Origin of the sequence: Bariatricus massiliensis, from assembly GCF_900086725.1 — a bacterium.
Taxonomy (GTDB): Bacteria; Bacillota; Clostridia; order Lachnospirales; family Lachnospiraceae; genus Allocoprococcus; species Allocoprococcus massiliensis.
Window position 1 is genome coordinate 840101 of sequence record NZ_LT574837.1, and the last position, 19524, is coordinate 859624.

The following is a 19524-nucleotide window of genomic DNA, read 5'->3' on the forward strand; positions in this document are numbered from 1 at the left end:
TCACAGACACTTATAAATTATAACCGCCTATCTCTTTAAAATTTGCCATTTCCCATCATTGATTACATATTGAAACTCTGATAAATTGTCGTCAAGCATTACATTTAATAATTCATAAAAATCATTAACGAGATTTACTGTTGATAATTCAGATTTTTTTATCCAATGCATTTTCCCTTCTTCAGAACTCCTTAGTTCACCCTCGTACTGATTTGTTTCAAAAAGAAACACTATATATCTCCCATTATCAATTGGAAAATGTTTAATACCACATAAACGAGGACTTATAATATTCAATCCAGTTTCTTCTTTCATCTCCCGTACTACAGCGTCAACAATTGACTCTCCTATTTCAACGTGTCCTCCGGGTAGTGTGAAGCCTTTCCAATCTTTTGCAACTCTATCTTGCAGTAAATATTCGTCATCTTTATGAATTAAACATAAAACAGTAAGTTCAACATTTTCTGTTCTCAATGTATTTCCACCTTTCGATAAATAGTACATCCATTGGCAAGAATAAATGCCCCTAATAAAAAATCGCTGAGGTTAATCGACCTCAGCGATTTTTCTTTCACAGAAATCACCATTGGGGCACCGAGAAGACGGGCTTTTATCGTTCCCATGCCCCTCCATCCTACACCATGCGTTTCATCGTTTCAATGTCCTTGAGCCACCCTCTGATGCATGAGTCGTATTCCTGCCTTTTCTCCGAATCTTTAATATACCCCTGCATCATTTCCAACTGGTGCTGGTAATATCCTGAGAGGCTCGCAAGAAGTGCCGATAACCCGCTTAGCTGCTCAGAGTCTTTTTCAGTGTAGGCAATCTGATATTGGTGTAGGGCGTTCGCCATCTCGTCGGCGGAGCGTCCCGCATGCTTCTTGAAATCACGCAGCATCCATTGCCGTTCAAATACATTTCGCTTTTTCCAACCATTATTCTGCTCGTCAAAGGTCTGGACGATAGCCGTCAGCAGAATCCGTCCTTCTTCACAAAATGTTGCCGAAATTTGTTCACCTGATTTTTCATGGATTCCCGCATCTATCAGCGCCTGTATTCCGCCGATCTCCTGTCCATGATATTTCTTTGCTAGGAGCAATGACACGGCGAAAGCTGTTCCTGCCTCCTCTGCGGAAACAATATTTTCCCTGTTCATGTGATAAAACTCGTCGGTGGAAATCCCCATAAGAGGCGCCACTTTTTCAATCCCCTGCATCGCCGTTTGGGTCTTCACGAGGCCGGGTCCAATGCTGAAAACCGACAGCCCGGTATCCTCCAGTTCCGCCGCCAATGTATTGGCCAGTTCCACCTGCGCGGTCTTAAACACTTCATAGCCTCCCATGTAGGCCACAGCGCCGGAAGATGGGGTGAACACAAGCACGCCCTGATTTTTCTCCACCATTTTGGGCAGGAAAAACTGTATCACTTGCAGCGGCCCCCGCAAATGGACTTGATAGCTCCTGTCCCAATCCGAAAGTGGAAGCCGCTCAATCGAATCAAAAGGTGTTATGGCGGCGTTGTTGATGATGGCATAGGGGGTTCCATATTCTGCCGATACGGTTTCACAAAAGTGTTGAATTACATCGGGCTTCTCAAGATCGAGAGGGATATACCGGGCACGGTCAGGGAATAGAGCCGCAATCATACCTTCTGCTGTTCTGCCCTTTTTCTCATCCACTTCGCCAATGATTACCTTTGCGCCCAGATATGCCAGCGCAATCCCAGCTTCCTGTGCAATTCCACCGCCGCCTCCTGTGATGATAACAGGTTTATCCGTTAGTGTAGATATGTCGCCTACCATGTTTTGTATAAGCATGATTTCATTACGCCTCCCTAAGCAAATAGTTTGTGCATCCATTTGATAAAGTACGCCTTCTTCTTCAAAGGCGACAAAACCTAACTTAGCTTATTCTATTCTAATATTTGCTTGCGGAATTGTCAAACAACTTATATCGTGTCACAACTTCATGTTACTGTCCATAACTATTTTTTATAACATCCCGTTTAACCCCAGTAACGCTCCATAAATTTCTCTGCATTGCGGAAGCATACATCCTCAATCTCACCGATTGTAAATCCGGCCTTCTCCATGGCCTCAGGTAATTTATCCATGTATTGGCATCCCGCTATCTCAAGCTCACCTTCCACGCCGTCAAAGTCGGTGCCTATTGCCACCACCTCACGGCCGCCCACATTTATCATGTGGCGAATATGGCGGAGCATGGCGTCAATCGTACATTTTCCATCCGGTGACAGGAAATCTCCACAGAAGTTCAACCCTGTCACGCCCCCTTTATCAGCCAGTTTTTTCAACATATCGTCCGTCAAGTTCCTGTTGTGGGCGCAGACCGCTCTGGCATCGGAATGAGAAGCAATAAATGGTCTCTTACAGTGCCGGTAAATGTCTTCAAAACCTCCGTCTGACAGATGGGAGACATCTGCGATAATTCCCAGCTCTTCCATCCGCTCCAACGCCTCAAAGCCGAACGGTTTCAAACCCTTGTCACGGGCCTCCGGTATACAGCCCGGATACCCCAGACAGTTCTCATAGTTCCAGGTCAGTGTAATCATCCTAATTCCCTTTTTATGCAGTGTGTCAAGACGCTCTATCTTGTTCTCAAGAATACCGCCTTCCTCCACCGTCAGAAAGCAGGATACCTTTCCCTCTTCCTTATTTTTAAGATACTCTGTGTAGGAGCCTGCAAATGCGGCCTGTTTCTCATGCCCCTGCAGTCCTTTGTAAAAAATATCCGCCATATTCAAGGCATCTTCATAGTGTGAGGCCAGAAACGGCTTATCCTCCCACCAGAGATAGCAGGCAAAAAACTGCGCTCCATATCCCGCCTCCACAAGCCTCTGAACATCAATCTGGCATTCATTTTTCCATACGCTCTGACTGTCGTCCCCCACCTTATGAAGGTCATACATCTTCATAAGCGTATCACAATGAAAATCAATTATCCTCATTCTATTTACCCTCTTGTTTCTTCGCATAATTCTTAAGGCACCATACCCGCAGCAGATAACCTACCGCAATGAGAAGAATAGGCCCTCCGTATGTCTTGATTGTAAGGATAGTCGCTTCTTTTGCTGACTCTGCCCATACAACATAATCAAGGCCTGCACCGATATATCCCAGAACCGCAAGCAATATCGCAAGTCCCGCCACAACAAGAGCAAATGCCTTGGACTTGAAGGCTGTAAATTCAGACTTCTTGTTCTTTAGGCGGAAGGCAAAAAACGCGATGGCCAGCATTGCGTAAGCAGGCACAGAGGAAAGTGCGGATAAGTCAGTCAAGGTATTGAAGAATGCATCCAGTCCGCCCATACCGAACAGCGGTACTACAATCAATACTACCACAACCGCACACTGAATCCATAATGCGTTTTTCAGTGTTCCATCTTCTTCCTGTTTCGTCAGGACTTTCGGGAAAGCACCTTCCGGTACTTCTGAGAAAAGCGCCCGGAGGGGAGATTCCATCCATACAATGTATGCCGCTACTGATGTAATAGTAAGAATCAGTGCATAGATACGAATGATAATCTTGCCGTTCAATCCAAAATTCGTCGCCAGTGTCTCATATACAACGTAGGCAGCGTCCTTCACTCCCGCATTGGCAATTGTCTCCGGAGAAGATACAACGAGAACAGCCACGGAGCCGATTACATAGGCAAATCCAATCAAGAATGTGGCAATAAATACGGCCTTGGGGAAATTCTTCTTTGGATTATCCATATTCTTTACATAAGTTCCGCCCACTTCTGCCCCTGCAACTGCCAGTAGCAGCCATGAGAAGGTAGCAAAGTAGGAAGTATCAAAAGTCGGCATCAATGATTCTGCCGTAAACTGTGTCTGGGACGGCTTCCCTGTCGCCAGTCCTACAAAGGCAAACACAATGAAGATTACCGTAATCGCAAGTGTTAATTTTCCTCCTAAATCACTGATTTTGGAGAACTTCTTGACTCCTTTTGTAGCTACATATGTAAGGAAGACAGCCAGAAAGACACTCATGTATGGCAGCAGATGAGCACTGTCGTCCGTAAACCGGTTCTCGCCAAAAATAGTCCATGATATCATGACCGGTACCTTTGCAAATACCATCTGCAGGTAGAACAGTGTAGACACGAAATAGGACCATGTCCCGATAAATGCCCATTTCTCGCCCAGTCCCATCTTAATCCACGTATAGATTCCCGCACTTCCCGCATCCTTTACCGACGCCAGTTCGGCGATAAACAAAGATAGCGGAAGGAAAAACAAAAGCGCTACAATAAGCCATGACGGCACGGAAGCAGGCCCCAGCGCCACGACATTATTGGTAATATTACCAAATCCAAATGTCGGTACGACCGTCAGAAGAACCACCGTCCACATGCTTAGTTTCTTAGTTTTTTCTTGTTCACCCATAACCCTCACTCCTTTTCTCATATCGTGTTCACTGAACACGTTCATCCTCTTTTTATTCTATATAATATAATCTCTTTTGTCAATAATATGTTAGAAATATCCCGCATTATTTCGTCTTTTTCTGACAACAAAGTGGACAAGTCCACTTTAACTCCCTATCTCCCTCAATCATGAGGGACTTGTACACTTTGCGCGCCAATGTGCGGCTGCGAAGCAGCTTTCCTCGGCACATTGTGTGCATCCCCCGGAGGGGTTTTTGTAACATAGGGAACGCAGTTTTCTATTTCACAAAAATCATCCGCCGGCCAATTCGGCCGGCGGATGATTTCTCACATTAGTTATCCGTTCCCTTCTTCTTATAAAAATAGGCAAACAATACAACCGAGACAACCAGCCATACCGTCAGCACTCCGCATGCACTCGCTATTTTGGCCGCCTTCATAGGGCCTCTCAATTGGTAAAAAAGTTGAAGCATAGCCCCGTAAGGAACTACCTTTGCCAACATTTCCAGTACTTTGGAGGCTTCGGCAAACATAGGGGGCATAAGAAACAACAACATGACCGGTATCTGTATCACGCTACAGCTCATTTGATCCCGGCTCAAAATTCCTATGACCGCACTCAGCACAATCACACAGCTGTTCCCAAAAAGCGTACTTATTATGTATGCAGGTAACTGTACCGTATCCGCGCCTGCCAGAATAAAGGCGACTAAATTTCCTAAAAAAGTTATGGTCGTCGTCATCAATATTTTTGAGAGAAAGAACTCCATCGCGTTTACATTGGAGAGCATCAATGTCCTCAGTGTGAATTTTTCCTTTTCTTCTGAGATGGTGGTGGAAGGTATCATAATCGCACACATTGTAGAGTTCAACATCATGCCAAAATTTAATAGAAACTCTGTTTCATTTCCGGCAGCATTGGGAACTCCGATATTTTTATAAAAAATAATAAAAAGAAGCGGCATCAGGCTGCACACCGCAATAGACGGCGTCCTCAGATAGTCAACGATATCCCTCTTATAAAGGGTTTTTAGTTTTCTCATCGAAATACTCATTAAAATTCCCTCCCTGTCAACTGTAAAAATATTTCCTCCAAATTCGGTTCTATCGAATGTATCGTCAGACACTTATCTGCCGACAGCAGCCTCCCTATAAACTCTGCGCTTTCTGGCCCTTTCGTCAATACTATTTTTTCCTTCTCAGTGGTCATGACCTCAATTTTGTCCTGCGCGAACTGAAGCTTCAACTGCTCCGGAGAGCCCGACGCTATGATTTTTCCCTGATTCAATATACAGATTCTTCCGCAGAGCTTATCGGCCTCCTCCATGTTATGCGTGGTCAAAAATATAGTGGTTCCATTCTGATTCATGTCCAAAAGCATCTTATGTATTTCCTGAATGGTGGCGGGATCAAGCCCACTGGTGGGCTCATCTAAAAACAACAGCTCCGGCCTGTGTAGTACCGCCGCCGCCAGAAGCGCGCGCTGCCGCATTCCTTTTGAACATTTCTTAAGTATCGTTTTCCGGTCGTCATAGAGCCGGACTTTTCTTAAGACATCTGTTACATCCTCCTCTTTGATTCCCTTCAATTCAGCAAAAAACTTGAGATTACTTTCTATACTCATGCGCTCGTAGAGCCCGTTGGTATCTGTAAGTATGCCAATTTTGTCATAATCGCTTCTCTCTGCTTTTTCGATGTCCTTTCCCAATATACGGATGCTTCCTGATTTTTTGTGAAGCTGCTTCGTCAACAATTTCATTGTGGTGGTCTTTCCCGCGCCGCTGGGCCCCAGAAACCCAAATATCTCTCCCGGCATTACCTGAAATGTTAAATGATCCAGTGAAAAGCTGGTACCAAAATCCAGACATACCTCATTCAGATAAATCATTTCTTTCATATCACTGTCCTCCTGTCTAAAATATCCATTTGCCATGCGCTTATTATTTCACATCTTCCGAAAAACGCAATAGAATCCGCTTATGCGGCGTTTTCCCGCGATAAACGGATTCTATGATCTGACGAATGGAGCTATAAACAAGATGAATGGATACTCTTTTACCAGTGGAACTCTGCCTTCAACTCGTCAATTCGGCCTTTCGACAAAGGAATCTGACTCTTCTCCCCATTTTCCAAGATGAGCACATAACTATTCTTTGTCCACTTTTCCAGTCGTCCAACTTTTTGGATATTTACAAGATAAGAGCGGTGGCACCGGAAGAAACCGGCCTTCTTCAGCACTTCCTCCAGCTCATACATCGTCTTTTGTGTCTGGAACAAGGTACCTCTCACGGAGACGTAGACACACTTATTCAGGCTTTCTATGTAATCGATGTCACGAGGCTCAAAGAGCAGCGTGCTCTCGCCCGATTTCACCGGAATCTTAAGAATCTCTACTTCATCATCCTCTCCAGCATCATTCTCCGCTTCCTGCTCCACCTGTGAGAATCTTCCCTCCTCCAGATAGAACGCTGTCCCCGGCATCATTATCGCGTGGCGCATGGACGAATTGGTAGTCACAAAACTTGCTCCTGACTCAATCCGCTTCTCCATCCAGCTCAGGACGCGCTTCATATCTTCCGCCTCCAGATTGAGCAGTGGTTCCTCGATAAAATAGAAATCCGTATCCCGCATACTGAGCCTTGCAATGCCTGTCTTCGTATAATCGCCCGGCTTTATCCGTCCCATCTTCTGTTTGCGTATCTCCATCAAACCGAACTCACTCAATACAGCTTCCAGCTCCCGCCTGCTGCCCGATAACTCACGAAAAAAGCGTAAATACTCCTTTACGGTAGACCGTTCATATCCTTTGTCAGTGGCGGTCAGAAACGAAGAGCCTGCCCCTCGTTTCCACCCGCTCACATATGCAAGGATTTCCTCCGACTTCTCCCGGTTACACTCAATATGAATGCAGCCGTACTCCGGCAATTCCTCCATAAGTTCCTCTATGCTGTCATATGATTTTACTTCCACAACCGCTGCCTTCCTTTAATCATGATTCCCTATAGCACATCACTCCACGTTTCAGCCTTGAATCCGGGAATCGCAAACCCGTCCCCCACAAGGAGCGGCCTCTTTACCAGCATTCCGTCTGTGGCCAGAAGCTCATACTGCTGCTCCTCTGTCATCTCCGGCAGCTTGTCCTTCAGCCCCAGTTCCTTGTACTTCATACCACTGGTATTGAAAAAGCGCTTCAGCGGAAGACCGCTCCGCTTATGCCACTCTTTCAGCTCGTCGATAGTTGGATTCTGCTCTATAATATGCCTTGCCTCAAATTCTGTTCCCTGTTCCTCAAGCCATGCTCTGGCTTTTTTACAAGTTCCTCACTTGGGATACTCTAAAAACAATATACTCATTCTTCTACTCTCCTAAAAAATAATGTCCGTAGCGGTCCGCAGCCATAATTGCCGCGTACACACTCTCCGGCGTCACTTCAAAAGGCATGTTGTGTAAAGTATCGTTCTCTGCACATGCAGCTTTTGCCACTGCCATAATCTTTTCCTCTGTCACTTCAGTGACACCCAGCTCTTTTAGTGTAACCGGAAGTCCCAGTTCAATGCAGAAATCTATAATCGTTTCCAGCTCCTCTGCCGGGATGTTCTCCAGAACAAGCTGGGTAATCGTTCCGAAGGCAACCTTTTCGCCATGATACATGTGATGGCATTCCTCCAGAACGGTGAAGCCATTGTGAATGGCATGGGCTCCTGCCAGACCGCCGCTCTCAAATCCCAGACCGCTCAGCAGAGTATTGGCCTCTATGACCTTCTCCACCGACTCAGTGAGCGCCCCTGCCTCCAGTGCAAGCTTCGCTTTGACCCCTTCTTCCATCAGTGTGTCAAAGCAAAACTTCGCAAGAGCCAGCGCTGCCCCTGTCACTTGTCCGCCCGCACAGGTCACCGCTCCCTTAGCCTTCACCGCCCGGGCTTCAAAATAAGTGGCCAGCGCATCTCCCATTCCCGCGACCGTAAGCCGCACCGGCGACTTCGCTATTATCTCGGAATCCATCAAAACCAAATCCGGGTTAGACGGATAGAAAAGATATTCTTCAAACACACCGTCCTCTGTATAGATAACAGAGAGTGCACTGCACGGCGCATCGGTGGACACAATTGTAGGGCAGATTAAAACCGGCGTCTTTTCATAGAACGCGACTGCCTTTGCCGTATCCAGAATCTTCCCGCCGCCGATGCCGATAACCATATCACATTCCTGTGCCCTCACAATCTCTTGAAGGCGTCCGATCTCCTTCCGGCAGCACTCACCGTTAAAATAGTCAAATATAATCTCACAGGGTACCCCTGCAAATCCTGACTCCACAACCTTCCCAATCCTCTTGTATCCGGAAGATGTAATCAAAATAAGGGCCTTCTTCCCAAACTTAGCCGCGTACTCTCCCAGCTTTGCCAGTTCTCCCGGTCCCTGCACATATTTTGCAGGGCTGATTAAAATCTTTGCCATACTGTGTACTCCTTTCATCATGTCTCTCTATGTTGTTAATAGTTTCACACAGTCATTTTAACACAATTCCACGCTGACGCATAGTAAAATCAAACTTCAATCATAGGCGTGCCTATCCTCTGAGCCCGGCGACAATCCGGTTCGGATACAAGAATAAATCCAGTGCGTCCAGCATAGAGCGCACACACAAATCTGCTTCTTTCAACAGTTTCCCGTAAGCCCCTTCTTTATCCATGACAACGATAGAAAGTCCCGCCTCTTTCAGCATACCTTCATCATTTCTGCCATTCCCGATAGCCGCGCAGCGCTTACCTCCCATGGACTTCAAAAGCTCTCGCTTATATTCCTTCGCATTGCCTGTGGGGAACGTCTGTACAATCAGTGGCAGCCCTTCGCACTGCTTTTCGGCATTTCCGTGGGTGTCGGCCGTAAGCACATAAAGTTGAAAGCTCTCGCCGAGCAGCTCCAACCGTTGCCTCATGCTGGCAGGTATTATACCGTCCACAGCGATGGTTCCGTTATAGTCCAAAAAAATCGTATTAATTTCCAATGTTTTATATTCCGGGATTGTTAATTTCATAGGTCAAAGTCCTCTTTCTTCCTCATTTAACACATCGTTCCAAACTACCTATTCACTCCAAATATGTTATTTCAAATTATAATACAAAAAATCAAAAAACACAGCATACTTTTCGGCAAAAATACAATTTACAAATCGCACTGTAAGTACTATTATGATATCATGAAGACAAATTTGAAAGGTCAAATGTCCGAATCCGCTCCCTTGATTGCGCTTCTTTGCATCAGCGGCGGTTTCATGGACGCCTATACTTATAACTGTAGAGACAAAGTATTTTCCAACGCCCAGACCGGAAATATGGTGCTGATGGGTCAGAACTTCGCCACCCTCAACTTTTCCGCCGGTTTCCGCTATCTAATTCCGGTTCTGGCATTCGCCGCCGGTATTTTCTGCTCGGAGCTGCTGCGAAAAAAGTATCAAAACTATGAAAGGCTGCACTGGCGCCAGATCGTGGTACTGCTTGAGGCTTTACTGCTCTTTTTCGTGGGATTCCTTCCCCAGAGCTATAACATGCCGGCCGTCGTTCTTGCCTCCTTTGTATGCGCGATGCAGGTACAGGCATTTCGAAAACTTAACGGTTATACTTATGCAACCACCATGTGCATCGGCAACCTCCGCATTGCTACCGATCTGTTGAGCAACTACGCCGTGCACAGAGATAAAAAGCTGTTAAAAAAGAGTTTGATTTACTACGGATTTATTCTAATCTTTATTATAGGCGCTGCCCTAGGCGGCGTGATAACCCTGCGTTTTCACGAAAAAGCTATCTGGTGTTCCAGTGTAATCCTACTCATCACTTTTGTAATCATGTTCGCCGAAGGAGAGTAATTACATCGCGGAACTTTAATACAATCCTATAGAATAAAGTGGACAAGTCCACTTCAATTCTCTATATCTTTTCCTGTGTTATGAAAAAGCTCCCGGCCTCATATTTCCAAAGGACGAGAGCTTTTCTCATATTCATCTTAAGCCGTCATATAGACCCCATGATTACAAATCATAATATTTCTGGAACTCTACTGGGTGCGGTATCTGTGATATCTCCAGACACTCTTCTCTTTTTCTCTTCAGCCAGATTTCTATCAGCTTCTCAGGGAACACGCCCCCCGCAGTAAGATAGTCGTGATCGGCTTCCAAAGCATCCAATGCTTCATCCAGCGTCTTCGGGAGCGATTGGATTTTTGCCTTCTCTTCTTCCGGCAGATCATACAGATTACAGTCGTACGGCCCCCAGCCATGAGCCTCGGGGTCAATCTGATTCTTGATTCCGTCAAGTCCCGCCATCAAAATTGCCGCGTATGCATAGTACGGATTGGCCGTGGCATCCGGATTGCGCAGCTCGAACCGTTTGGACGACGGTGATTTGGCATATGCCGGAATACGGATGACCGCGCTTCGGTTGGATGTAGCATAACCGATAGTCACAGGAGCCTCATATCCGGGAACCAGCCGCTTGAATGAGTTGGTAGACGGATTCGTGAATGCACACAGTGACGCGACATGCTTCAAGAGCCCTCCGATGAAGTAATGTGCCGTCTTGCTAAGTCCAGAATACCCATTCTCATCATAAAAAATCGGCTCTCCGTCTTTCATGAGCAGCATATGCACATGCATCCCATTTCCCGCTTCCTTGTAAATCGGCTTCGGCATAAACGTGGCAGTGCGTCCGTCCTGCACAGCTGCGTTCTTTATAATGTATTTAATAATCATCGTCTTGTCAGCCATATCCACCATATTGCCCAGCTCTACTTCAATCTCCATCTGACCGGAGCCGCCCACTTCATGGTGATGATACTTGACATCCACGCCCCAATCTTCCATATACATACACATCTTACTTCTCAGACTGTACGCAACGTCGTGTGGTGCGGCGATATGGTAGCCCCCCTTACCGGGAACTTGATAACCTGCGTTATCCGCCGATTCTTTTCCGCTGTTCCACGCAGCCTGCCTTGTGTCCACTGTAAACGCAGTCTTATTCTGCTCTACCATATAACTTACATTGTCGAACAGATGAAACTCGAACTCAGGCCCTATCAGCATATCGTCCGCGATGTCCTCCGCCTTCATGTAATCCATGGCCCGCAGCGCCACATTCCTAGGATACTGGTCAAAAGGAGTATTCTCCTTACCTATCACGCACACGTCGCCACACATAGTAAGGGTAGGAACCTCTGTAAACGGGTCGACAACAGCCGTTGACGGATCCGGAATAAATACCATATCACTTTTCTCAACCGCCGCATAACCATAATTGGAGCCGTCAAACCCAATGCCGTACACGAAGATATCATCGTTGAATCTCTCCACAGGAATTGTGATGTGGCGCCATCTCCCATCCAGATCTGTCATCTTAAAATCAATCATCCGGATGTTTTTCTCTTCACATAATTTTTTGATGTCCACTGTGTTCACCATACTTATCCTCCAACTTTCTATTTTTCTTTCACGTCCCCACTTTGCTGTTATTCCTATTCTATCATATCCACACCTCAATATCAAAATTCTTTGCGGCCTCTGCAGTCTGAAATTCCCATGCTCTCCCGGTATTTTGCTACGGTCCTCCGTGAGATATCGATTCCGTCTTCCCGCAGCTGTTCTGACAATTTCTGGTCGCTGAGAGGCTTTTTCTTATTCTCTGCTTCTATCAGCTCCGCAAGTTTCTGTTTTATATGAACTGTGGCTATCTTCTCATCATCTTCTTTTTTGTAAAAGCCTTTGGAAAAGAAATAGCCTAACGGATAAATCCCCCAGCAGCATTGAAGATATTTTTCCTTGACAGCGCGGCTGACCGTAGACTCATGAACCCCCAGTCTCTCCGCCGCTTCTTTCATACGGAACGGCTTCAAGTATCCCTTTCCATTGACGAAAAAGTCCTGCTGTACATCCACGATACATTTCGCCAGCTCCAGCAGTGTACTGTTCCTCTTCGTGATGCAAGTCTGTACCTGTTCAATCTGCCTTACCTTATCGGAAATATATTTCTGCACATCCTTCGGGCAGTCACTTTTTAACATCCGCATATATTCCTGATTCACTCTCAAAACCGGATAAGAACTATCATTCACCAGAACCTCGAAATAATCCTTCAGCTTCACGACCGTCACGTCCGGCGTCAAATACCGCAACACTTCTCTGCTGGAGAATCCGCTCCCCGGCTTCGGATTCAGCGACTGAATCTTCGTCTTCGCTTCTTGCACACGTTCCAGTGGAAGTCTCATCTGCTTCGCAATCACATGAAGCTGGTTTTTACCCAGCAGTTCCAGATATTCTGAAACAATCCGCCTCTCGACATCGGTCTTCTCCCTCTCATGTTCCAGCTGCTTCAGCAGGCACTCCTCCACAGACGCTGAACAGACTCCCATGGGTTCCAAGCTTTTCATCACTTCCATACAGCGCTCCGCCTTATCGCTGGAAATGCCGAACTCATCTTCAATCTCCTTCAAAGAACCAGTGTAAAATCCTCTGGAATCCAAACATTCCGCTATGTATTCAAAAACAGCCAGCTCCTCCTGCGAATATTCTTTTCCAATCAGCTGAGACATCAAATTATCCTTCAGCGTCTCTTCTTCCCGTCCACATATATTCATGATATCATTCATATCCGAATCCTCAGACTCCTGCTTGTAGTATATCCGGTTCTGCTCGTCCACACTCGCAAGCCACTCCAGCTTTTTGAGCCGCTCCTGAGCCTTATCTTCCCCGTGAACCTCCTCCAAGTCCACCACAGGATTTTCCATAGACATCTCTTTAATATACTCCACAAGCTCCTGAGAACTCATCTGTAAAATCTCTACAGATTGAATCATCTTCTGCGAAAGCACCTGACTCTGACTCGGCTCCAACTGTATATCCATTTTCTCACCTCACTCTTTATTTTCATTCCTCTTTCTCTCAGTTAAAATAATAACACATTTCCCACCAACACTCAAAGTACTTTTCCGCGCTGCCAACGAGCAGTATGAAAAAAGCCAAACCCCAGTTATTTATGTGCAAGCACAAACAACTGGGGCATAGCTAAATTAACCTGCGGAAGGGCTGCAGGAGTATCCCGCATACCGTCCACGCCGCCTTTTTCCAAGGGGGCGCCTCTTTAATTTTCAAGTGTTTTGGCACTTTATACGTGTCGGTGTCCACCACTTCCCTACAATCTTTCTGTAATTCTCCCATAGCCTTCGTCAACTGAGTGGTGAACTCTTTGCTGTTGACGACCAACATAAGTTCCGTATCCACATAAGTACTGCGAAGATCCATATTGTAGGAGCCTACAATGGATAAATCATCATCTATAACCAAGGATTTCCCGTGATAAGACAGCCCTCCGTCATATTCATAAAGATTCACTCCGGTATCCAGCACTTCATCTTTATGGAACCGGTAATCACTGGATGCCACAAAATTATCTCCGTTATCCACGGAATTGATCATCATCTCTACATCCGGGACCTTCTGGCTGATTTTACCGAGCTCTTCATACATGTAGGAGTTGCAGACGATATAGGGGGTATGTATGATCACTCGCTGTTCTGCCTCCTCCATCAAGCGGGATAAGGTATAGAATACAATGGGCTCTTTGCCATACACCCCTGTAGGATTAGAAATCAGAGTCACTTTATTAGAAGGAACCGTCATTTCGTCGTAATCACAGTCCGCAAATAACTGTGGATTTTTCTCCTTCAACGCTTCATACCGCTCTTTCAGCGAGTCCACTTCTCCGGCGACCTCCTGTTTTTCTAAAAGCTCTGTGTCATTATAGTAGGAGGTACAAAGCTCAGAATCCCACAATTTCTTAAAATAATCCTCCACCTGATACAAAGAGCTTATCCCCTCCTCTTTATCTCCGGTATTATATATCAATACTTCCCTGTCGTAGCTCCTGTTTTTGGTCTTATAATCGCCGATAAAATAATCAAACATATTGCGGCCTCCCAGAATATAGGCCATATTGTCTACAATGATATACTTATCATGCATCCTCCCGTTCAGTTTCCAGAACTGAAGTACATTTACTTCATTGTAGAGTCGTATTTCTATTTCCGGCTGTGCCGATATAGCTTGAAATAATGGTTCAGACTTCATATGTGTGAATGCGCTCATTCCGTCCACCATTATCTCAATCCGCACTCCCTCCTGCGCCTTAGCAAGCAGCATTGCCAAAATATCCCTTGTACTCTCGCCTTCACGCATATCAAAGGTAGAAATTATAATTCGTTCTTTCGCCTGATTAATCAGGCGTATGCGCTCCTCCCACGCTGAAACATTGGTCTCCAGAAGCATTGCCCTGTCAGGCCCCTCTTTTTCCCCACGGAAATCTTCAGTATGTATTTTCGCCGCCGCTTTCTCTGATACTGTTTTATAAGGAATAAAAGGCCCCATGACTCCCGCAAGCAGTGCCGCTATTATCCCCAGTACCAAAATTAGTTTCCATCTTCTCTTCAGTAACTTCATCATTCCACTTCCAAATCTATTATTATCGCTCAAAGCAGATACCCCGGTTTTCCTCTACCTAAAAGCCGGGGATATCGTCCGTATGGTTATCATACGTCTGTCTGTTTAAAAAAACAATGAATGTTATCTAAAGAAATCTTAAATTTCTTAAAAATTGTAAAAGTGTAATGGTTGAATGCTGTAGATATTTTCTGCTTGACTTTGATACCGTATTGCAGGTTATACTAATAACACAGGAAACAGATTTACAGTAAAACCTTGTATAGGAGGCTTAAATAAGGGATGGATTCTACAGAAAAAACGAATAAAGACTATTATGAATGCTTTGCCTTTGGGGATAGCCCTGAAATGGCAGACGAACTTTTGGCTCTGGTACTTGCCGGCAAGAAAACGGCTACAGTCTCAATCTTACTGGAAGGCGAACAGGCACCGGCCGTTGGTGATTTATCGCTGGTGCTTGATGGGCATGGCACCCCAGCCTGTGTTATAAAAACGGTGCATCTTGAAACAGTCAAGTTCTGCGACCTGACTTGGGATATGGTAAAGCTTGAGGGTGAGGATGAAAACTTTGAGCAATGGAAGTCGGGAAACATACGTTATTGGACAAGGGACGCCGCCAGACGCGGTTATATTTTCACCAGTCAAACACCAATCACCTTTGAACGCTTCGAGGTTGTCGAGATACTGTAACAGATAGAAAAGGGGGGGCAGGAAATATCTGCCCCCTCTTCTTTAAAACTCTTTTTTCTCAATAATTTTCACGCTGGAAGAATAGGAAATAAACGCCGCCAATATCACTATTACTACCGAAATGAGTGGAATCAATTGGGAGTCAAACAAACGGTATATCAGCTCGTCCAAATCAATCCCCATTCTAGTCACCAATTTCTCACCGAGCACAATTATCACGAAGATTGCCGCCATAAATAAAATCATCATGATCCGCCCTTTATCAGAGCCATATTTAATCGCCGCCGGAAGCGATACGGAAAGGCCAAGTATGGAAAGTCCGAGGAATATAAGACAAATCGGCCCCCACTCTCCCACATTCATTTTCCCTCTTGCAAGAAGACTTACGGACGTGATAACTACCGTAAACAGCCACCCACTGAAGCCCACCAGAAAACCAAAAATATACTTTTCTTTGACATATTCTTTCCGTGTTATCGGCAGTGTAAACAAAAAAGAATATCCGTTATTATAATCATCATAGGACGTAGAATTCATAGCAACGGATAGCATCAGCACATTAAAATACCCAAGCACAATTGCTTCATTTCCTCCGCCGATCAACATCATAATTGATACCGCCGCAAACAGAAATACCATCTTTTTTAATTCTTTCAGCAAAAATATATCTTTCAATAACATGCCTTTCATACTCTCTCCCCCTTAATCGTCATCGTGATCACTTCGTCAATATTCCCTTTTTCCACCACAATCTTTGGGTAATTTTCCAGATAAAACTGCCGCTCATTCGTCAGACAGCTATAACCAAAGGATTCCTTTTTCCTGCGCAGCAGATACTGTTTATCCAGCTTCTCATACTGGTTTTCATCGACTTTTATCAGTCCATACTTGGCCAGCAGATTGTCTGTCTCCTCATGCAGCACAATTTCTCCTTTATGAATCATATATATGTCATCACATAACCCCTCTAAATCACTGGAAATGTGAGAGCTTATTAAGATAGAGCGTTCCCCATCCTCCATATAGTCGCGCATGAGTTCTAATATCTCATCCCTCGCCACCACATCAAGACCGGCTGTTGGCTCATCCAATATCAATAATTTCGCCTGATGCCCCATTGCAATTATCACCTTGGCCTTTGCCCGCATCCCACTAGAAAAAGTCTTAATTTTCCTGTCCATAGGAAGACCGAATTGCCTGCATTGTTCTTTGAAGCTATTTTCATTGAATTTCGTATACATATTTTTACATATGCCGCTCACCTCACCCAACGTCAAATACTCACTAAAACTTCCGCTGGAAAGCGCTGCCCCGATACATTCCTTCTCTTCTTTCTCTAACTGTCTCGGATTTTTTCCAAAAACTTTTACTTCACCACCATCCAAAGCAATCAATCCAAGAATTGCTTTAAACAGTGTCGTCTTTCCGGCGCCGTTCTGTCCAACTACGCCTGTAATACAGCCTTCCTCCAGCTCCATAGAACAGTTAAGCTGAAACCCCTCATATTTCTTTTGTATGTCGACCGCTTGAATCATCATAATCTATCCCTCCAAAATTAAATTAAACAACTCGGTTAATTCCTCATCTTTCATACCACATCTTCTGCCCTTCAGAATGGCCAGTTCTAAATCGGCTTCAATCTCCTTGCGCTGTTCCTCCATGATAAGCTCCTGATTCATCCCTGCCACATAACTTCCTTTTCCATGTACAGTGATGATAAACGCCTCTTCCTCCAGCGCGTCATATGCTTTCTTAACCGTCAACGCACTGATTTTCAATTCTTTCGAAAGAGAACGTACAGAAGGCAGCATATCATGTTCCTTCAACTCCCCACTGACCACAAGCGACTTTATCTGGTCGATAATCTGCTCATATATCGGCTGCTGGGAAGAATTATTGATAATTATCTTCATCTCATTTCCTCCTGTTCTATAAACAGTGTATAACAGTATATAACACTTGTCAATAGCTTTTCAAAAATTCCCAAAAAATAACACCCCTCATATCCCTCACCCCTATAGCATCCCCCACCAAACCATGATACAATGAGCGCATAGCGACGAACGCAGATTAGAAAAAGAGGCCGTTGGCTGCTGGCAGACATAAGGACTCCTTTTCTAATCTATGTGAGTGCAACGGACACTGAGCAAGCTTGCTTGCGAAGTGAGCGTTCGTCGCGGACGATATGTACGCAGATTAGAAAAAGAGGCCGTTGGCTGCTGGCAGACATAAGGACTCTTATTCTAATCTATGTGAGTGCAACGGACACTGAGCAAGCTTGCTTGCGAAGTGGGCGTTCGTCGCGGACGATATGTACGCAGATTAGAAAAAGAGGCCGTTGGCTGCTGGCAGACATAAGGACTCTTATTCTAATCTATGTGAGTGCAACGGACACTGAGCAAGCTTGCTTGCGAAGTGGGCGTTCGTCGCGGACGGTATGTACGCAGATTAGAAAAAGAGGCCGTTGGCTGCTGGCAGACATAAGGACTCTTATTCTAATCTATGTGAGTGCAACGGACACTGAGCAAGCTTGCTTGCGAAGTGGGCGTTCGTCGCGGACGATATGAACGCAGATTAGAAAAAGAGGCCGTTGGCTGCTGGCAGACATAAGGACTCTTATTCTAATCTATGTGAGTGCAACGGACACTGAGCAAGCTTGCTTGCGAAGTGGGCATTCGTCGCGGACGGTATGTACGCAGATTCAGCATATTCCCCCATATTTAAAGGAGTTCTACCATGAAGTTTACTGAAAAATCTCTTTCTCTTTCCCGGCGCTTTATATTCAGTATCCTATCGGCATGTGTAAGCCTGCTGCTTCTTTTTGCTGCCCAGTCATCTTCCGCTTTTTCGAACTGGTATAGTGAGCATATCTATAAAATGCTGGTAAGTACTTATGGACGTGCAACGGGTCTTCTACCATTTTCCTTGGCGGAACTTTTACTCTATCTTTCCGCCGGAGTTTTTTTAGCATCGCTGTTGTATCTTCTTGCAAAAACAATCCGTAAAAAAGCTGGATGGAATAACTGGAAGAATTTCGGTCTCAATCTCTTGGCTGCCGCCGCCTCTTTGTTTCTGCTCTATACACTGTGCTGTGGTATCAACTACGGACGTACCTCTTTTTCCGAGACGGCGAGTCTGGAAAATGTGTCCTATACAGCAGAGGAACTGTCTGCCGTCTGTAAAATACTGGCTGAAAAGACGAATGAACTTTCGGAAAAGATGACTAGGGCAGAAGATCGCACTGCGCTTATGGGCTCCTCCATAAATGAGCAGGCCCAATCAGCCATGGAACATCTGGGGACCCTCTATCCAGAACTGTCCGGATATTATCCCCGCCCCAAAGGCCTAACTTTCCCGGCATTTCTCTCGATCCAGAACCTGTCCGGCATCTATTCACCTTTTACAATAGAAGCCAACTATAACAGTGCCATGACAGAATACAATCTTCCCTTCACTGCCTGCCACGAACTCTCGCATCTGAGAGGCTTTATGCAGGAGGAAGAAGCCAACTTTATCGCTTGGCTGGCCTGCATCAATTCAGAGGAGGACACATTTCAGTACAGCGGCTACCTCATGGGATGGCTCTATGCGTCAAATCAACTCTATAAGATTGATTATGATGCCTACCGAAATACATATGACAGTCTGTCGCCGGACGTCCGCGCCGACTTAAATGCGAACAACCAATTCTGGGAACAATATGAGGGACAAATAGCAGAAGTGTCCAATCAGATAAATGACAGTTACTTAAAGGCCAACGGGCAGACCGACGGAGTACAGAGCTATGACCGTATGGTCGACTTAATCATGTCACATTATTGGGATTACATAAGTAACACGGAAAAAGAGCCGATGCAAAAGTAAGTTGACCTGTCAACTTTTGCATCAGCTCTCGGCTGACTTCCATTTCATCAAAACATCATTCTTTGTGTCTTTTTTAC

The 19524-nt window shown here is 45.3% G+C and carries 20 protein-coding genes; 3 read left to right on the forward strand and 17 right to left on the reverse strand.

Annotated features, from left to right (window positions below):
- Nucleotides 1-27: 27 nt before the first annotated feature.
- From BN6465_RS10165 to BN6465_RS10210, 11 genes are all read right to left on the reverse strand, one after another.
- Entirely contained in the window at nt 28-474 is a 447-nt protein-coding gene (locus BN6465_RS10165; protein ID WP_227183473.1) for an 8-oxo-dGTP diphosphatase, read from the reverse strand.
- A complete protein-coding gene (locus tag BN6465_RS20985; protein WP_199882836.1) occupies nt 471-623 on the reverse strand; it encodes a hypothetical protein in 153 nt (50 codons plus the stop codon). Before BN6465_RS20985 ends, BN6465_RS10165 begins: the two co-directional genes overlap by 4 nt.
- 11 nt (nt 624-634) lie before the next feature.
- The gene (locus BN6465_RS10170) at nt 635-1816 is read right to left on the reverse strand and encodes an SDR family NAD(P)-dependent oxidoreductase (protein ID WP_066734277.1); all 1182 of its coding nucleotides are present in this window, start codon (nt 1814-1816) and stop codon (nt 635-637) included.
- Nucleotides 1817-2004: 188 nt separating this feature from the next.
- Complete coding sequence (locus tag BN6465_RS10175) at nt 2005-2967, reverse strand: dipeptidase (RefSeq protein WP_066734279.1); 963 nt, start codon at nt 2965-2967, stop codon at nt 2005-2007.
- 1 nt (nt 2968) lies between these two features.
- The gene (locus tag BN6465_RS10180; protein WP_066734285.1) at nt 2969-4408 is read right to left on the reverse strand and encodes an amino acid permease; all 1440 of its coding nucleotides are present in this window, start codon (nt 4406-4408) and stop codon (nt 2969-2971) included.
- A gap of 334 nt (nt 4409-4742) precedes the next feature.
- Nucleotides 4743-5465, reverse strand: coding sequence for an ABC transporter permease (locus BN6465_RS10185; protein ID WP_066734287.1), 723 nt, complete (start codon nt 5463-5465; stop codon nt 4743-4745).
- Entirely contained in the window at nt 5465-6307 is an 843-nt protein-coding gene (locus BN6465_RS10190) for an ABC transporter ATP-binding protein (RefSeq protein ID WP_066734290.1), read from the reverse strand. Before BN6465_RS10190 ends, BN6465_RS10185 begins: the two co-directional genes overlap by 1 nt.
- Nucleotides 6308-6465: 158 nt before the next feature.
- The gene (locus BN6465_RS10195; RefSeq protein WP_082891647.1) at nt 6466-7380 is read right to left on the reverse strand and encodes a response regulator transcription factor; all 915 of its coding nucleotides are present in this window, start codon (nt 7378-7380) and stop codon (nt 6466-6468) included.
- Between the two features lie 29 nt (nt 7381-7409).
- Nucleotides 7410-7763, reverse strand: coding sequence for an arsenate reductase family protein (locus BN6465_RS10200; RefSeq protein ID WP_082891648.1), 354 nt, complete (start codon nt 7761-7763; stop codon nt 7410-7412).
- Between the two features lie 4 nt (nt 7764-7767).
- Nucleotides 7768-8865 carry a glycerol dehydrogenase gene (locus tag BN6465_RS10205; RefSeq protein ID WP_066734292.1) on the reverse strand — a complete coding sequence of 366 codons (1098 nt, stop codon included), beginning with the start codon at nt 8863-8865 and terminating at the stop codon, nt 7768-7770.
- A 112-nt stretch (nt 8866-8977) separates the two neighbouring features.
- Nucleotides 8978-9445 carry an HAD family hydrolase gene (locus BN6465_RS10210; RefSeq protein ID WP_066734298.1) on the reverse strand — a complete coding sequence of 156 codons (468 nt, stop codon included), beginning with the start codon at nt 9443-9445 and terminating at the stop codon, nt 8978-8980.
- A gap of 174 nt (nt 9446-9619) precedes the next feature.
- On the opposite strand from BN6465_RS10210, the gene BN6465_RS10215 reads away from it, so the two are divergent.
- Nucleotides 9620-10273 carry a YoaK family protein gene (locus BN6465_RS10215; RefSeq protein WP_308013052.1) on the forward strand — a complete coding sequence of 218 codons (654 nt, stop codon included), beginning with the start codon at nt 9620-9622 and terminating at the stop codon, nt 10271-10273.
- Nucleotides 10274-10435: 162 nt separating this feature from the next.
- On the opposite strand, the gene glnA is transcribed toward BN6465_RS10215, so the two are convergent.
- The 3 genes from glnA to BN6465_RS10230 form a co-directional block, all read right to left on the reverse strand.
- On the reverse strand, nt 10436-11863 hold the full coding sequence (glnA, locus tag BN6465_RS10220; RefSeq protein ID WP_066734305.1) for a type I glutamate--ammonia ligase: 1428 nt from the start codon (nt 11861-11863) through the stop codon (nt 10436-10438).
- A gap of 80 nt (nt 11864-11943) precedes the next feature.
- A complete protein-coding gene (gene rpoN / locus BN6465_RS10225; protein WP_066734307.1) occupies nt 11944-13302 on the reverse strand; it encodes an RNA polymerase factor sigma-54 in 1359 nt (452 codons plus the stop codon).
- A 160-nt stretch (nt 13303-13462) separates the two neighbouring features.
- Nucleotides 13463-14926 (reverse strand): phospholipase D-like domain-containing protein, encoded by a 1464-nt coding sequence (locus BN6465_RS10230; RefSeq protein WP_227201213.1) that lies wholly within the window; start codon nt 14924-14926, stop codon nt 13463-13465.
- A 249-nt stretch (nt 14927-15175) separates the two neighbouring features.
- On the opposite strand from BN6465_RS10230, the gene BN6465_RS10235 reads away from it, so the two are divergent.
- The gene (locus tag BN6465_RS10235) at nt 15176-15583 is read left to right on the forward strand and encodes an ASCH domain-containing protein (RefSeq protein WP_066734311.1); all 408 of its coding nucleotides are present in this window, start codon (nt 15176-15178) and stop codon (nt 15581-15583) included.
- A gap of 42 nt (nt 15584-15625) precedes the next feature.
- Here the strand turns inward: BN6465_RS10235 and BN6465_RS10240 are convergent, their stop codons facing one another.
- Genes BN6465_RS10240 through BN6465_RS10250 form a run of 3 tightly spaced genes read right to left on the reverse strand, consistent with a single transcriptional unit; the run spans nt 15626 to nt 17496 of the window.
- On the reverse strand, nt 15626-16273 hold the full coding sequence (locus tag BN6465_RS10240; protein ID WP_066734314.1) for an ABC-2 transporter permease: 648 nt from the start codon (nt 16271-16273) through the stop codon (nt 15626-15628).
- Nucleotides 16270-17118, reverse strand: coding sequence for an ATP-binding cassette domain-containing protein (locus tag BN6465_RS10245; protein ID WP_066735256.1), 849 nt, complete (start codon nt 17116-17118; stop codon nt 16270-16272). Before BN6465_RS10245 ends, BN6465_RS10240 begins: the two co-directional genes overlap by 4 nt.
- A gap of 6 nt (nt 17119-17124) precedes the next feature.
- Nucleotides 17125-17496: a GntR family transcriptional regulator gene (locus BN6465_RS10250; RefSeq protein ID WP_066734318.1), complete on the reverse strand. Its 372-nt coding sequence runs from the start codon at nt 17494-17496 to the stop codon at nt 17125-17127.
- An 823-nt stretch (nt 17497-18319) separates the two neighbouring features.
- On the opposite strand from BN6465_RS10250, the gene BN6465_RS10260 reads away from it, so the two are divergent.
- On the forward strand, nt 18320-19447 hold the full coding sequence (locus tag BN6465_RS10260; protein WP_066734324.1) for a DUF3810 domain-containing protein: 1128 nt from the start codon (nt 18320-18322) through the stop codon (nt 19445-19447).
- Nucleotides 19448-19524: the final 77 nt, after the last annotated feature.